We start from the raw sequence: 15,095 nt of genomic DNA, 5'->3' as shown, positions 1-15,095 counted from the left end.
TCAGGCGGCCTTTCCCTTCATTCCGGCCATCATCAGGCCCAGTTCGGTCTCGTCGGTTTCCGAGGTCAGCCGCTCGCCCATGATCCGCCCGCCGCACATGACCGCGATCCGGTCCGAAAGGCCCAGGATCTCGTCCAGCTCGACGCTGACCAGCAGAACCGCCTTGCCCGCATCGCGCAACTCGAGGATGCGGCGGTGGATGAACTCGATGGCGCCGATATCGACGCCGCGGGTCGGCTGACCGACCAGCAACAGGTCGGGATTGCGTTCGATTTCGCGCGCCAGAACCAGCTTTTGCTGGTTCCCGCCGGAAAAGCTTTGCGCTGCCAGATCGGGATTGGGCGGCCGCACGTCGAACCGCGCCATCTGGTCCTCGGCATGGCTGCGGATGCGGGCATTGTCCATCAGACCCGGCGCGCTCTGCAGAGCGGGGTCGGTGTGATAGCCGAAGACTGAATCCTCCCAGGCATGGAACGGCATGATCAGCCCCTCGCGCTGGCGGTCCTCGGGCACATGGGCGATGCCCGCCGCGCGGCGCGAGCGCCCGTCGCAGCCCGGCCCCGACAGATCAAGCTCTTTGCCGTCGATCCGGACATGCCCAGTCGCGGGCCGCATGCCGCCCAGCACCTCCAGAAGATGCGACTGGCCGTTTCCGGCCACCCCGGCAAGGCCGAGGATTTCGCCCGCCCGGACGCTGAGCGACACGTCGGACAGCCGGGCGATGCCCTGCGCATCGGTGACGCAGAGCTTTTCGATCTCCAGCACCGTGCGGCCCGGCCGAGCCGGAGACTTGTCTATTCGCAACAAGACCTTTCGCCCGACCATCAGCTCGGCCAGCTCGGCGGGGCTGGTGTCGGCGGTCCGCAAGGTGGCAGTCATCTCTCCACGCCGCATGACGGAAACCGTATCGGTCGCGGCCATGATCTCGCGCAGCTTGTGGGTGATGAGGATGATCGTCTTGCCCTGCGACTTGAGGTTTTCCAATATCCGGAAGAGGTGATCGGCCTCGGCGGGTGTCAGCACCCCGGTCGGTTCGTCGAGGATCAGGATATCCGCCTGCCGATACAGCGCCTTCAGGATCTCGACCCGCTGGCGCATGCCGACGCCCAGATCCTCGATCCGCGCGTCGGGATCAACCTCAAGCTCGTAATCGGCGGCCAACTGGCGGAGTGTGCCGCGCGCCTTGGCCAGCGAGGGCTTTAGAAGCGCCCCGTCCTCGGTGCCGAGGATCACGTTCTCCAGCACCGTGAAGGGCTCGACCAGCTTGAAATGCTGGAACACCATGCCGATGCCCGCGCGGATCGCGTCATGGCTGTCGCCGATCTGGACCGGACGCCCGCCGATCAGGATCTCGCCGGCATCGGCCTTGTAGAAGCCGTAAAGGATCGACATCAGCGTCGACTTGCCCGCGCCGTTCTCGCCGACGATGCCGTGGATCGTGCCCCGCCGCACCACAAGCGAGATGTCGCGGTTCGCCCGGACCGGCCCGAACGCCTTGGAAATGCTCCGTAATTCGATGGCCGGGGCCGATGTCGCGACGGCCCCGGCATCCGCTGCCCCTGCCATGCCGGTTACTTCACCGGGCAGGTATTGTCGGACATGTAGTCATGCACCGCGATCTCGCCCGAAATGATCTTGGCCTTGGCGGCCTCGACCGCGTCGATCATCTCTGGCGTCACCAGATCCTTGTTGTTGTCGTCCATGGCATAGCCGACGCCATCCTCGGCCAGCCCAAGGCGGAACATGCCGGTTTCCAGCGCATCGCCCGCCTTGAAGGCGCTGTAGACGGCGACATCGACGCCCTTGACCATCGAGGTCAGAACCTGCCCAGGATGCAGGTGGTTCTGGTTGCTGTCGACCCCGATCGACAGGATCCCCTCATCGGCCGCGGCCTGCAGCACGCCAAGCCCGGTGGTGCCCGCTGCGGCAAAGATCACGTCGGCTCCCTGGCCGATCTGGGCGCGAGCCAGTTCGCTGCCCTTGACCGGATCGGCCCAGGCTTCGGCCGTGGTGCCGGTCATGTTCTGCAGAACCGTCGTCTCGGGGTCGACCGCCTTCGCGCCCTGGGCATAACCGCAGGCGAATTTCCGGATCAGCGGGATGTCCATGCCGCCGACAAACCCCACGGTGTTCGATTTTGACGCCATGGCGGCCATCATTCCGACCAGATAGCTGCCCTCATGTTCGGCAAAGACAATCGAGCGCACGTTTGGCGCATCGACCAGATCGTCGATGATCTCGAATTTCGTGTCGGGATAATCGGCCGCGACCTCTTCCAGAACCGACTTGAAGGCAAAGCCGGTCATCGCGATCGGGTTCAGCCCGGCCTCGGCAAAGCGGCGCAGCGCCTGTTCGCGCTGGGCTTCGGATTGCAGCTCGATCTCGCGATAGGTGCCGCCGGTTTCCGCCTTCCAGCGTTCGGCGCCATTGAAGGCCGCCTCGTTGAAGGATTTGTCGTACTTGCCGCCCAGATCGTAGATCAGGGCCGGGTCGGCCAGCGCGGTGCCTCCGGTCAGCGCCAGAGCGGCCGCGGCGCCCAGAACCTTCTGCGTGTTCGTCATCCAGATTTCTCCCGGTTGGTTGGCCGGCCTCGGGGGCGATCCTGCGCGCCCGGGGAGGCCGTTTGCCCGCCCCGATTAAGGCCGCCCGCCGGGGCGAGCGTCAACCGGATTTTAGGAATTCGCGGGCAGCGCCTTGCGCATCACCAAAGCGTCGATGCGGCGGCCGTCGGGCGTGCCGTAATAGCGCGGCCGCCGCCCGGCCAGCACAAACCCCGCGCCCGTGTAAAGCGCGCAGGCCGCCGCATTGTCGACCGCCACCTCAAGAAAGGCTTCCTGCGCGCCGCGGGCCCGCGCCTCGGCCTCGAACCCGTCCAGTCTGGCGCGGCCGAGGCCGGTCCGGCGGCATTCGGGGGCGACCGCAATGGTCAGAAGCTCGGCCTCGCCAGCGGCCACGCGACCCATCGAGAAGCCCTGCGCATCGCCGCAAAGAAAGGTCCCAGGTGTTGCCAGCAGGTCGTCGAATTCCGCGGCACTCCAGGGGCGGGGCGTCGTGAAGCACCGCGCATGCAGATCGGCAAGGGCGCCGGAATTCAGGGCCCGGCTTGCATCGGGCATCACGGCAGGATCACCGGCGGCGGATCGGCGGGCGGCGCGGCATCGGCGGGACGGACGTAAAGCGGTGCCGGACGCATCGGCATCGCACCGGTCGCGAGGATTTCGGCGGCCGCACGGGCGATCCGGGGCGCGATCTCGGTGGGCGCGGCCTCGGTCCAGCCGATGCCGAGTGCGGTGCCGATCTGGCGGGCGGCAAAGCCCGTGACATGACGGGCGCCCGCGGCGTCCAGCAGCGCCGCCTCGCCGGGGGTGTCGGGCGCGATCATCCGGGCGGGGCCCGGCACGCCGCGCGATCGCGGCTGGACATAGGCCAACCCGCGCGGCGCCTCGAGGCTCAGCAGATCGGGGGCCGGGTCGGGCTGGGTGCGCCGCAGCACTTCGAACATCGAGACGCCCACGGCCGGCACGCGTGATGCCAGCGCCAGCCCCCGCGCTGCGGCGACCGATACGCGGATGCCGGTGAAATTGCCCGGGCCGATACCGACGCCGAGTCCGCCCAGATCGGACCAGCCCAGCCCGGCCTCGGCCAGCATCTCGCACAGAAGCGGCATCAGCGCCTCGGCCTGGCCGCGCGCCATGTCCCGGTGCCGCGACAAGCAGACCACCCCGTCCCGCAGCAGGGCCGCGGTACAATAGGGGCCGGACGTGTCGAAGGCGAGGATCGGAGCGAGGGCGCGGCCCATCACATCGCGTCGGCGACCGGACGGACCTCGGTAACCTCGGGGATGTAGTGCCGCAGCAGGTTCTCGATGCCCATCTTGAGGGTCAGCGTCGAGGACGGGCAGCCCGCGCAGGCACCCTGCATGTGCAGATAGACAACGCCCCGGTCGAAGCCGTGGAAGGTGATGTCGCCGCCGTCCTGAGCCACGGCCGGACGCACGCGCGTATCGAGCAACTGCTTGATCTGCCGCACGATATCGCCATCCGGCCCGTCATGGTCGGCGTGCCCCGCCTCGGCGTTCTCGCCGGTCATGACCGGCTGGCCGGACTGGAAATGCTCCATGATCGCGCCGAGGATCGCGGGCTTGATATGATCCCAGTCGACCGTTTCGGCCTTGGTCACGGTCACGAAATCGGTGCCGAAGAAGACCCCGCGCACGCCCTCGACACTGAAGATCCTTGTCGCAAGCGGCGAGGCTCCGGAGGTCTCGGCCGAGGGAAAGTCCGCCGTTCCCGCCTCCAGCACCGCCTGCCCGGGCAGGAACTTCAGCGTGGCGGGGTTCGGAGTGGATTCGGTCTGGATAAACATGTGCCTATTCCTTAGCTTTGCGCTCGGATATGCGCCCGACAGGCCGATTTGTCAACTTTTGTGCAACTGCGGGCCGCTTTGCGCGGTCTCTGGAGCGCCTCGGAGCGGGTGCCTAGCACACCGCTTCCAGCCGTTCCTTCGACAGCCCGCCGGGCACGATCGTCACCGGGATCGGCAGGCTTCCCGCCCCGCGGGTCAGCTGGGTGACAAGCGGCCCCGGCCCCTTGCTGTCAGTGCCCGCGCCCAGAACCAGCACGCCGATCTCGGAATCCTCCCGGATCTGCGCCAGGATCTCGGGCACCGCCTCGCCCTCGCGGATCACCAGTTCGGGGTCGATCCCCTGCCGGTCGCGCATCCATTTGGCGAAGACCTCGAAATGCGCCTCGATCCGTTCGCGGGCTTCTTCGCGCATCAGATCGCCGACGCCGATCCAGTGGTTGAACTCCTCGGGCGCGATCACCGACAGGATCTGAACCCCGCCGCCCGTCTTCGCGGCCCGGAGCGCGGCAAAGCGCATCGCGTTCAGACATTCGCGGCTGTCGTCCAGCACCACCAGAAACTTGCGCATCGGGGCCTCCTCCGGGAACCGCGCCTCAGCATGACCGACCGGCCGCGCGCTGGCAACTCCCCCCTCCTGCCGCAGGCCCGTCCGCGGGAGACGGGCCTGACCTGCTGATTTCTTCTTGGCCTGAATACCCATTATTCCCCGTCAACGGGGCCGGGATCAGGCGGCCGAATGGGCCCAGTCCCAATACAGCTCGCGCACCTTCGCGGTCAGCGGCCCGGGCTGGTATTGGACATCGTCGAAGGCCTTGACCGGTGTCACCTTCATCATATTGCCCGACAGGAACACCTCGTCGGCCTGGCGCACATCGTCAAAGCTCAGCACGGCTTCATGGACCTTGTAGCCCGCCGCCGTCAGGTTCGAGATATGCCGTTTGCGGGTCAGCCCGGCGAGGAAGGTGCCGTTGGCGATGGGGGTGAAGAACTCGCCGTCCCTGACGATGAAGACGTTCGCGGTCGCGGTCTCGGCGACATTGCCCAGCGCATCCGCGACCAGCGCATTGCCGAAGCCCTTGGCGCGTGCCTCGGCCAGCATCCGCGCGTTGTTGGGGTAAAGGCAGCCCGCCTTGGCATTGACCACGGCGCAGTCCAGCGTCGGGCGGCGGAAGCGCGTCGTCGTCATCGTCGTGGCGCTGCCCGGCGCGGCCATCGGGATTTCCTCAAGGCAGATCGCAAAGCCGGTGGCGCCGGGCTTCGGCGCGACGCCCAGCGAGTCGCCCTCAAGCGCCCAGTACATCGGCCGGATATAGACGGCGGCATCGGCCGGGTAGGTCTTCAGCCCTTCCCAAACGATCTCGGCCATCTCGTCGCCGGCGATAGTGGGGGTGATCATCAGCGCCTCGGCCGAGCGGTTGATCCGGTCGCAATGGGCCTGAAGATCGGGGGCGATGCCCTCGAAATAGCGCGCGCCGTCGAAGACCGTGGTGCCCAGCCAGGACCCGTGATCGGCGGCGCACATCACCGGAATGTCGCCCCGGTGCCAGGTTCCGTTGTAATATGTGCGAATATTCGTGCCTGTGGCCATGGCGTACCTCTTCGGAAATTCGTCGCGCACCCTAGACCCGGGCCGCGGGAGCGTCCAGACCGCAGAACATTGCCACCATCCAAGCGGACGCCCCGGCAGAAAAGACGCGCCCCCGGCGGGGCGGCCGGGGGCGGATCGGGTCTCGCAGTCCGCGGGCACTGGCGCAACGGGCGGATGCGCCGGACTTGGGGATGACGAGGCGGCCCCCGGATAAACGGTACCGTAGCGGAACCCGACCACCCAACCCTGTGCGGCGAGCGATTCCGTTTTGTGTCAGGCCGGAGTCCGTTTTGTGAATTCGCCGCCGGGGACCGAGTCGGCCTCGTCCAGCAGCGCCTGCAGGTCCAGCCGGTCATTGACCATCCGCAGGTTGCCCGCAGCGTCCCGCGGCCAGTCGGCCTCGGGCTTGTCGCGGTAAAGCTCGACTCCGTTGCCGTCCGGATCGGTCAGGTAGATGGCCTCGCTGACACCGTGATCGGCCGCGCCGTCAATCGGGATACCTGCTGCCAGCACGCGCGCCAGCGCGGTGCCGAGGCTCTTGCGGTCGGGATAGAGGATCGCGGTGTGATAAAGTCCGGTATGGCCCGGGGGCGGCGGCGTCGCGCCAAGGCTGTCCCAGGTGTTCAGGCCGATATGGTGGTGATAGCCGCCGGCCGAGAGAAACGCGGCGCCGGAGCCGTAGCGCTGTTGCAGCTCGAAACCCAGCACGCCGGAATAGAAGGCCATGGCACGGTCCAGATCGGCCACCTTCAGATGGACATGGCCGATGCGGGTTTCAGGCGAAATGGGGGGCATGGGGTGTCTCCTTTCGGGTCGAAAGGTAGCATCCCGCATGGTGCGCACATACCGCATGGAACCCCACGTGGTATGTGCGATTTTGCAATGCCTCAGGCGCCGACCATGCCGACGATCTGATAGGCGCGCCGCACGATGGGTTCGGCGATTGCATTGGCCTGCTCGGCGCCATGGGCGAGGATGCGGTCGATCTCGGCCGGGTCCTGCATCAGGCGGCTCATCTCGGTCGAGATCGGCGACAGCCGGTCGACCGCCAGATCGGCCAGCGCGGGCTTGAAGGTGCCGAATTGCTGCCCGGCATACTCGGCCACCACCTCGGCCGCGGTCTTGCCGGAAAGGGCGGCATAGATGTTGACGAGGTTGCGGGCCTCGGGCCGACCCTCCAGCCCCTCAAGGGTCTCGGGCAGGGGCTCGGGGTCCGTCTTGGCCTTCTTGATCTTCTTGGCGATGGCATCGGCGTCGTCGGTCAGGTTGATCCGGCTCATGTCGGACGGGTCCGATTTCGACATCTTCTTGGTGCCGTCGCGCAGGGACATGACTCGGGTCGCGGCCCCCTCGATCACCGGTTCCGGCACCGGGAAGAATTCGACGCCATAGTCATTGTTGAACTTGATCGCGATGTCGCGGGTCAGTTCCACATGCTGCTTCTGGTCCTCGCCGACCGGCACATGGGTGGCATGATAGACGAGGATGTCGGCCGCCATCAGCGCCGGATAGGCAAAAAGCCCCAGCGACACGTTTTCGGAATTCTTGCCCGCCTTGTCCTTGAACTGGGTCATGCGCTGCATCCAGCCCAGCCGGGCGACGCAGTTGAAGATCCAGCCCAGCTGGGCGTGGCCCGGCACCGCCGACTGGTTGAACAGGATCGACTTGGTCGGGTCGATGCCGCTGGCGATGAAGCCCGCGGTCAGCTCGCGCGTGGCGCGGTTCAGCTTTTCGGGATCTTGCCAGACGGTGATCGCATGCATGTCGACGATGCAATAGATCGTGGGCATGTCGCCCCGGTCCTGAGTCTCGCCAAAGCGCTTGAGCGCGCCCAGGTAGTTGCCCAGCGTCAGCCCGCCCGAGGGCTGGATGCCGGAAAAGACTCGCGGTGTGTGGACCACCTCGGCCATCGGTTCATCTCCGTCTGGAATTTCACGCCCCGCTCGCTTACCGATGCAGGGGAACAGCGTCAACCGAGGCCCGTGTCGCATGCAGTCCGATCCCAACGCTCCGCCGATCAACCCGTTGCCCGCCGTGGTCTGGCTTTTGACCCTGCCGGTGATCGCGATGGAGGCGGTGCTGAGCCTCGGCGAAAGCGGGCTGGCGGGCGGGCCTGGCGCGGTCGGCTGGCGGATGGAGGCGATCCGCGATTACGGCTTCTCGGGGCAGGTCTTCGACTGGATGCTGAAGACCGGCCAGTTTCCGGCCGACCAGATGATGCGCTTCGTCACCTATCCGTTTATCCATGGCAGCGTGACCCATGCGGTCTTCGTGGTGGTCTTCATCCTCGCGCTGGGCAAGATGGTGGGCGAGGTGTTTCGCGCCTGGGCCGTGCTTTTCGTCTTTTTCGGCGCGGCCATCGTCGGGGCGGCGGTCTATGGGCTTCTGATCGACAGCCCGGTGCCGCTGATCGGCGGCTATCCTGCGGTCTACGGGCTGATCGGCGCCTTCACCTTCCTGATGTGGGTGCGGCTGGCGGGGACAGGGGCCACGCAATACCGGGCCTTCACGCTGATCGGGGTGCTGCTGGGCATCCAGCTTCTGTTCAGCCTGCTTTTCGGCGGGTCGATGGACTGGGTTGCCGATCTGGCCGGGTTCTGCACCGGGTTCGTGCTGTCTTTCCTGGTCAGCCCCGGCGGCTGGTCCCGGGTGCGGGCGAAGATCCGTCACCGCTGACGGCGCATCGCCCGGCGGAATTCGGACAGGCGGAACGCGCCCAAAGCGTGGCCCAGCCCGAAATACGAAACGATCCCCAGCGCCACCAGACCGGCCAGCGCCGGATAGCGCAGCCCGCCCTCGGCCAGCCAGGGCTGGGCGGCGCGGGCCGCGCCCCAAAGCAGCGCCCCCATCAGCCCCGAGGCCAGCACGATCCGCCCGGCCCGGCGCCTGAGCCGCGCGTCGATTTCGGCCGCCGCACCATAGCGGCGTGATCCGTACCAAAGCAGCGCGACCATCGCCCAGCCGGCCAGCGTGGTGCCCCAGGCCGCCGCGATATAGCCGAAGACCGGGGCCAGCCCAATCGCGACGCCCGCATTCACCGCCAGCGCGCCAAGTGCGTAATAGAACGGCCGCCGCGTATCCTCGCGCGCGAAGAAGAGCGGCTGCAGCACCTTCTGGATCACGAAGGCCGGCAGCCCCGCGCCATAGACCGCGACCGCCAGCGCGGTGGCCGCGACATCCGCCTGATCGAAGGCGCCGCGCCTGAACAGCACGCCCACGATGGGGCCGGGGATCGTGGCCAGCGCGACGGCGGCGGGCACGGTCAAGGCCAGCGCGAATTCGCCCGCGCGGTTGAAGGCGTCGCGCCCGCCCGCCGTGTCGCCCGCGCCCAGACGGCGCGAGAGATCGGGCAAGAGCACGACACCGATGGCAATGCCGACCACGCCCAGCGGCAACTGGTACAGCCGGTCGGCATAGGATAGCCACGCCACCGCGCCCTCGAAGAAGCTGGCGACCTGCCGCCCGATCAGCAGGTTGACCTGCACCACGCCCCCCGCCAGCGCCGCCGGGGCCGCGATGATGGCCAGCCGCCTCAACTCGGGCGTCAGGCGGGGGCGGCGGAGGGTCAGCCGGAACCCGGCCTTCGCGGCGGCGGTCCAGACCAGCGCCATCTGCGCGATCCCGGCCAGCGGCACCGTCCAGACCAGCGCGTCGCCCACCGGCCAGCCCATCGTGGCCGCCAGCAGCATGGCGCCGACCAGCAGGACGTTCAGCAGGACGGGGGCCGCGGCCGCAGCGACAAAGCGGCCGGTCGCGTTCAGCACGCCCGACAGAAGAGCCGCCAGCGAAATGAAGAGGATATAGGGAAAGGCGATGCGGCCATAGACCACCGCGATGTCGAACCGCTCATCGGCCGCGAAGCCCCCCGCCATGGCCAGCACCAGCACGGGCATCGCCAGTTGCGCCAGCAGCGTAAAGCCGATCAGCACCGTCGCCAGCCCGGTGAAGGCGTCGCGCGCGAAGTCGAGCGCGCCCTCGTCCCGTTCCAGCTTCTTCGAGAAGAGCGGCACGAAGGCCATGTTGAACGCGCCCTCGGCGAAGAAGCGGCGGAACATGTTGGGCAGCGAGAAGGCCACCAGAAAGGCCTCGGCCACCGGTCCGGTGCCCAGATAGGCCGCGATCAGGATATCGCGGGCAAAACCGAGGATGCGGCTGGCCAGGGTCCAGACGCCGACGGTCAGAAAGCCCGACACCAGCCGGATCGGCTGCATCAGTTATAGGCCCTCTCGGTGCCCTTCTCGATGGCCTCGCGCAGCTTGCGTTCCAGCGACTCCTGCCGGGATTTCGAATAGAGCTTCAGCCCGAAACTGTCCTTCACATAGAAGCTGTCGACCACCTGCGCGCCATAGGTCGCGATCATCGCCGAGGCGATGTAGATGTTGGAGGTCGCGAAGATCCGGGTCAGGTCGTACAGCAGCCCCGGCCGGTCGCGGGTATCGACCTCGATGATGGTGTAGATCTCGGACCCGTCATTGTCGAAGGTGATCGAGGTCGGGAACTTGAACCCGCGCTCGCGCTTCTTGACCTTGTCGCGGTCGGCAAGCTTTTCGCGCGGGCGCACCTCGCCCATCAGGGTCTTTTCGATCATCTGGCTGAGCCGGGACAGCCGCGAGGAGTCGTAGGGCGACCCGTCCGCGTCCTGGACCCAGAAGGCGGCTGTGGCGTAGCCGTCCTTGGTGGTATATGTGCGCGCGTCGACGACATTGGCGCCGACCAGCGCCAGCGCCCCCGCCAGCCGCGAAAAGATCCCCGGATGGTCCGACAGCGCAAAGCAGACGCGGGTGGCGTCGCGGTCGGCATCCTCGGCCAGGTCGATCCGGATCTCGTCATTGCTGATGCCGCGCAGGAGGTTGGCCATCACCACATGGGTACCGCTCGGCAGGCCCTGCCAGTAGGGCCCGTAATGGCGCCCGGTTTCAAGCCGAAGCTCCTTGGCATCCCAGCCCGCCAGCGCCTCGCGCAGCGCGCGTTTCGATTCAGCCTCGCGGCGTTCGCGGTTGATATCCTCGAGCCCGCCTTCAAGCGCGGTCACGGTTTCGCGGTAAAGGCTGCGGATCAGCTGGGCCTTCCAGTTATTCCAGGTCCCCGGACCCACCCCGATGATGTCGCAGACCGTCAGAACCGTCAGCAGATCGAGCCGCTTGCGGGTCTTCACCGCCTTGGCGAAGTCGCGCACCGTCCGAGGATCGGACAGGTCGCGCTTCTGCGCCATGTCCGACATCAGCAGGTGATAGCGCACCAGCCATTCGACGGTCTCGCACTCTTCGGCCTTCAGCCCCAGGCGCGGCGCCACCTTGCGCGCGATCTGCGCCCCCAGCACCGAATGATCCTCGGGCCGGCCCTTGCCGATATCGTGCAGCAGCAGCGCGACATACAGGATGCGCCGGTTCACGCCGTCCTTCAGGATGCGGCTGGCGATGGGCAGTTCCTCGACCAGTTCGCCGCGCTCGATCTGGGCCAGCGTCGAGATGCACTGGATGGTATGCTCGTCCACCGTGTAGCTGTGATAGACGTTGAACTGCATCATCGCCACGATGGGCTCGAATTCCGGGATCAGCGCCGACAGCACGCCCAACTCGTTCATCCGCCGCAGCGAGCGTTCGGGGTTGCCGTGTTTCAGCAGCAGATCGAGGAAGATCCGCTGAGCCTCGGGGTCGCTGCGCACCTCGTCGTCGATCAGCCGCAGATTGGCCTGGATCAGCCGCATCGCGTCGGGGTGCAGCAGCGTGCCGGTCCGCAGCGCCTCTTCGAAGATCTTCAGAAGGTTCAGCTTGTCGGCCAGAAACGCCTTGGGGTCCGAGACGTTCATGCGGTTCTGCACGATCTCGTAGCCCTTCGGCACCTTGCGACGCCGCCGGAACAGCCCGATCAGCGCGGGCTCTTTCTTGACATGGGCCGCCTCGAGCTTGGTCAGGAAGATCCGGGTCAGGTCGCCAACCGTGGTGGCGTGGCGGAAATAGTCCTGCATGAAATGCTCGACCGCGCGGCGCCCGCCATGGTCGGCATAGCCCATCCGCGCCGCCACCTCGACCTGCATGTCGAAGGTCAGCTGGTCGATCGCCCGGTCGGCGATCAGGTGCAGATGGCAGCGGACGGCCCAGAGAAACCGCTCGGCCTCGACGAAGCCGTTGAACTCGTCGCTGGTGAAGAAGCCAAGCTTGACCAGTTGCGAGGCGCGGTCGACGCGATAGACGTATTTCGCGATCCAGTAGAGCGATTGCAGATCGCGCAGCCCGCCCTTGCCTTCTTTCACGTTGGGTTCCAGCACGTAGCGCTGACCGCCCTGCTTGCGCAGCCGTTCGGACCGCTCGGCCAGCTTGGCCTCGATGAATTCGGCGGCGGTGCCCTTGAAGAGATCGTCCCAGAGCGCGGTGTTCAGGGCCTTGTCCAGCGGCTCGTGGCCGCCGAGAAAGCGGTTTTCCAGCAAGGCCGTGCGGATCGTGTAATCCTCGCGGCCCAGCCGGACGCAATCCTTCACCGTGCGCGAGGCATGGCCGACCTTCAGTCGCAGGTCCCACAGCATGTAGAGCATGGATTCGATCACGCTCTCGGCCCAGGCGGTCAGCTTGTAGGGGGTCAGGAACAGCAGGTCGACATCGGAATGGGGCGCCATCTCGCCCCGGCCGTAGCCGCCGACCGAGAAGACGGCGAGGCGCTCGCCCTCGGTCGGGTTGGGGCGCGGGTGCAGGATCTCGCAAGAGACTTTCATCGTCGCGCGCAGCAGACAGTCGGTCAGCCAGGTATAGGCGCGCACGGTCGGGCCCGCGTCGAAGGGCCGTTCGGCGAAGCCCGCGGCGATGACCTCGCGGCCTTTCTGCCGGGCCTCGGCCAGATACTGCACCACGGCACCGCGCAGCGCCTTGGGGTCGACCCCCTCGGCGGTCAGGCGGGTCAGTTCGGCCTCGAAGGAGGCCATGTCGAAAATGTCGGACGCCGGACAGATCAGGCTGTCCGGCGCCGGGTCTGCGCGGCGGGATCTGGACGGGCTAGAAGCCTGCGCCGCCGAAACTTCTTGGAGCGGGGTCAATCACAGTCACCTGGTTGTCGCGGATCTCGGCCACGGCCAAGGCCCGCTCGTTCGTGCCGTCGGAGCGCAGGCGGAACACGCCGTTCACACCGACAAAGCCCGAAGGCTGTGTCAGCCCTGAGACCGTCAGCGCATCGCTGCGGCCCTGGCTGGCAAGGGCGCCGATCGCGGCGATGCCGTCATAGGCAAGGCCGGCGGCGGGATGGGCAGGCTCGCCATAGGCGGCCATGTAGCGCCGTTCGAACCGGTCCGAAACGCCCGGATCGGGCAGGGCGAACCAGCCGCCCTGAAGGCCCGGCAGCGCGAGCGTCGAGGGCGGAATATCCCAGCGCGTCAGCCCGATGAACTTGACCTCGGCGGGATCGACGCGGTTCTCCGGCAGGAGCTGCGCCAGAAGGGGCAGCGCGCCCGCGGTGCTGGCAGTGAAGAAGATCGCCGAGGCTCCCGAATCGCGGGCCTTGCGGGCCAGACCGGGCACGGCCTGCACGACGCCGTTCTGCGACAGCTCGTAGCTGCCGGTTGCCGCGACCGTGCCGCCGCTTCGCGCGACGGCCGAGGCGATGGCCGCCCGACCGGCCTCGCCCGCCACGTCAGGGTCGTGCACGATCATGACCTGGCTTCGGCCCTGGGCCATGGCATAGCGGGCCAGCCGGTCGGCGGTGTTCTCGAAGGTGGGTCCCAGCACGAAGACGTTGCCGCCGGCGATCTGGGTATTGTTGGAAAAGCTCAGCACGTTGATCCCGCGCCGGGCGACGGCCAGGCCCGCGGCATTGGCCGACTGGGCATAAAGCGGACCGAGGATGATCTTGGCCCCGTCCGAGGCGGCCTCGGCCGCGACCTTCGCGGCGATGTCGGGATTGCCCGCGGTATTGTAGACGCGAAGGTCGATCTGTACGCCCTTGAGGTCGGAAATCGCAAGCCGCGCCGCATTCTCAAGGCTGCGCGCGACCACCTCATCGCCCGGAGTGCCCGACCCGTGGGGCACCAGAAGCGCCACAGGAACCGGTTTCGAGGCATTGATCGAGGGGCCGCCTCCCAGTCCTGACGGCTGGCAGGCCGCGACCAGAGCAAGGGCGGCCAAGCCCAGGATCGGCGCCAGGACCGGTTCCAGGACGGGAGCCAACCGCTTGCGGCAGGCGCGAAAAACGGCGATCATGACCCTCTCCTTCACTGGGGCGGTCTCGACGGCGACCCTATGCGGATCGGCGGGGCAAGTAAACGTCAGACAGGTAAAAGAATCCTTGGAAATCCTGCGCAATCCGTTGCCCCCGGGGCTTTATTTCGTCGCTACGCCGATCGGTGCCGCGCGCGATATCACGCTGAAAGCGCTGGATATTCTGGCTTCGGCCGACGTCCTTGCTGCCGAAGACACGCGCACGGCGCGGCACCTGATGCAGATCCACGGGATTGCGCTGGGCGACCGGCCGCTGATCGCCTATCACGACCATTCGGCGCCGTCGGTTCGGGATGGCCTGGTCGGAATGGCGGCCTCTGGCAAGTCGGTCGCCTGCGTCAGCGAGGCGGGGACGCCGATGGTGTCGGACCCCGGCTTTCCGCTTGCGCGCGCCGCCATCGCGGCCGGGGTTGCGGTGCATGCCGCGCCCGGGCCCTCGGCGATGCTGGCGGCGCTGGTGGTGGCGGGGCTGCCGAGCGACAGGGTGCTTTTTGCCGGCTTTCCTCCCGCCCAGGCCGGAGCGCGCGGCCGGATGCTGGACGATCTCGCTTCGGTGCCAGCGACGCTGGTGTTCTACGAATCGCCCAGGCGCATTAGCCGACTGTTAGAGGAAATGGTGGTATCCCTCGGCCCGGATCGCGAGGCTGCGGTCTGTCGGGAACTGACCAAGCGGTTCGAGGAAATCTCGCGCGGCACGCTCGCGGACCTTGCCCAGGCCTTTGCCGGGCGCGAGGTCAAGGGCGAGATCGTGCTTGTGGTCGGGCGGGCTTTGCCACGCCAGGCCGAGGCCGCAGATCTTGAGGCCGCGCTTGACGAGGCTCTGGCGCGGCTCTCGGTCAAGGATGCGGTGGCCGAGGTTGCCGCGTCGCTGGACCTGCCCCGGCGGCAGGTCTATCGCGCAGCCCTCGACCGGGAGGGCAAGGCGTAGCTCTGGAGGGCGG

General features: G+C 67.3%; 14 protein-coding genes. 2 read left to right on the top strand and 12 right to left on the bottom strand.

From position 1 onward, the window contains the following. From C8N38_RS10985 to trpS, 9 genes are all read right to left on the bottom strand, one after another. A complete protein-coding gene (locus C8N38_RS10985; RefSeq protein ID WP_108027226.1) occupies window positions 1-1,566 on the bottom strand; it encodes an ABC transporter ATP-binding protein in 1,566 nt (521 codons plus the stop codon). 5 nt (window positions 1,567-1,571) lie between these two features. After that, a complete protein-coding gene (locus tag C8N38_RS10980; RefSeq protein WP_108027225.1) occupies window positions 1,572-2,561 on the bottom strand; it encodes a BMP family lipoprotein in 990 nt (329 codons plus the stop codon). A gap of 111 nt (window positions 2,562-2,672) precedes the next feature. After that, window positions 2,673-3,116: a GNAT family N-acetyltransferase gene (locus C8N38_RS10975; RefSeq protein ID WP_108027224.1), complete on the bottom strand. Its 444-nt coding sequence runs from the start codon at window positions 3,114-3,116 to the stop codon at window positions 2,673-2,675. Further along, entirely contained in the window at window positions 3,116-3,799 is a 684-nt protein-coding gene (tsaB, locus tag C8N38_RS10970) for a tRNA (adenosine(37)-N6)-threonylcarbamoyltransferase complex dimerization subunit type 1 TsaB (RefSeq protein ID WP_108027223.1), read from the bottom strand. Before tsaB ends, C8N38_RS10975 begins: the two co-directional genes overlap by 1 nt. After that, on the bottom strand, window positions 3,799-4,365 hold the full coding sequence (locus C8N38_RS10965) for a NifU family protein (protein WP_108027222.1): 567 nt from the start codon (window positions 4,363-4,365) through the stop codon (window positions 3,799-3,801). The genes tsaB and C8N38_RS10965 overlap by 1 nt, the downstream gene beginning before the upstream one ends. A 112-nt stretch (window positions 4,366-4,477) precedes the next feature. Continuing rightward, entirely contained in the window at window positions 4,478-4,933 is a 456-nt protein-coding gene (locus C8N38_RS10960; RefSeq protein ID WP_075786663.1) for a universal stress protein, read from the bottom strand. Window positions 4,934-5,089: 156 nt separating this feature from the next. Next, a complete protein-coding gene (locus C8N38_RS10955) occupies window positions 5,090-5,953 on the bottom strand; it encodes a branched-chain amino acid aminotransferase (protein ID WP_108027221.1) in 864 nt (287 codons plus the stop codon). Window positions 5,954-6,226: 273 nt separating this feature from the next. Next, window positions 6,227-6,748 carry a VOC family protein gene (locus tag C8N38_RS10950; protein ID WP_108027220.1) on the bottom strand — a complete coding sequence of 174 codons (522 nt, stop codon included), beginning with the start codon at window positions 6,746-6,748 and terminating at the stop codon, window positions 6,227-6,229. A gap of 92 nt (window positions 6,749-6,840) precedes the next feature. Further along, entirely contained in the window at window positions 6,841-7,863 is a 1,023-nt protein-coding gene (trpS, locus tag C8N38_RS10945) for a tryptophan--tRNA ligase (protein ID WP_108027219.1), read from the bottom strand. Window positions 7,864-7,942: 79 nt separating this feature from the next. Between trpS and C8N38_RS10940 the strand changes: the two genes are divergently transcribed. Then, complete coding sequence (locus tag C8N38_RS10940) at window positions 7,943-8,629, top strand: rhomboid family intramembrane serine protease (RefSeq protein ID WP_108027218.1); 687 nt, start codon at window positions 7,943-7,945, stop codon at window positions 8,627-8,629. On the opposite strand, the gene murJ is transcribed toward C8N38_RS10940, so the two are convergent. Genes murJ through C8N38_RS10925 form a run of 3 tightly spaced genes read right to left on the bottom strand, consistent with a single transcriptional unit; the run spans window position 8,620 to window position 14,136 of the window. After that, window positions 8,620-10,164 (bottom strand): murein biosynthesis integral membrane protein MurJ, encoded by a 1,545-nt coding sequence (gene murJ, locus C8N38_RS10935; protein WP_108027217.1) that lies wholly within the window; start codon window positions 10,162-10,164, stop codon window positions 8,620-8,622. The genes C8N38_RS10940 and murJ overlap by 10 nt on opposite strands. Beyond that, entirely contained in the window at window positions 10,164-12,980 is a 2,817-nt protein-coding gene (locus C8N38_RS10930) for a [protein-PII] uridylyltransferase (protein WP_108027216.1), read from the bottom strand. Before C8N38_RS10930 ends, murJ begins: the two co-directional genes overlap by 1 nt. After that, window positions 12,940-14,136 carry a penicillin-binding protein activator gene (locus tag C8N38_RS10925; RefSeq protein WP_108027215.1) on the bottom strand — a complete coding sequence of 399 codons (1,197 nt, stop codon included), beginning with the start codon at window positions 14,134-14,136 and terminating at the stop codon, window positions 12,940-12,942. Before C8N38_RS10925 ends, C8N38_RS10930 begins: the two co-directional genes overlap by 41 nt. Window positions 14,137-14,221: 85 nt before the next feature. Here C8N38_RS10925 and rsmI point away from each other — a divergent pair, with 85 nt between their 5' ends. Then, on the top strand, window positions 14,222-15,082 hold the full coding sequence (gene rsmI / locus C8N38_RS10920; protein ID WP_245895676.1) for a 16S rRNA (cytidine(1402)-2'-O)-methyltransferase: 861 nt from the start codon (window positions 14,222-14,224) through the stop codon (window positions 15,080-15,082). Window positions 15,083-15,095: the final 13 nt, after the last annotated feature.

The sequence above is a fragment of the Rhodovulum kholense genome (genome assembly GCF_003053725.1).
Classification (GTDB): Bacteria; Pseudomonadota; Alphaproteobacteria; order Rhodobacterales; family Rhodobacteraceae; genus Rhodovulum; species Rhodovulum kholense.
The sequence above is the reverse complement of the archived record's forward strand: the minus strand, read 5'-3'. Positions and strand labels throughout refer to the sequence as shown.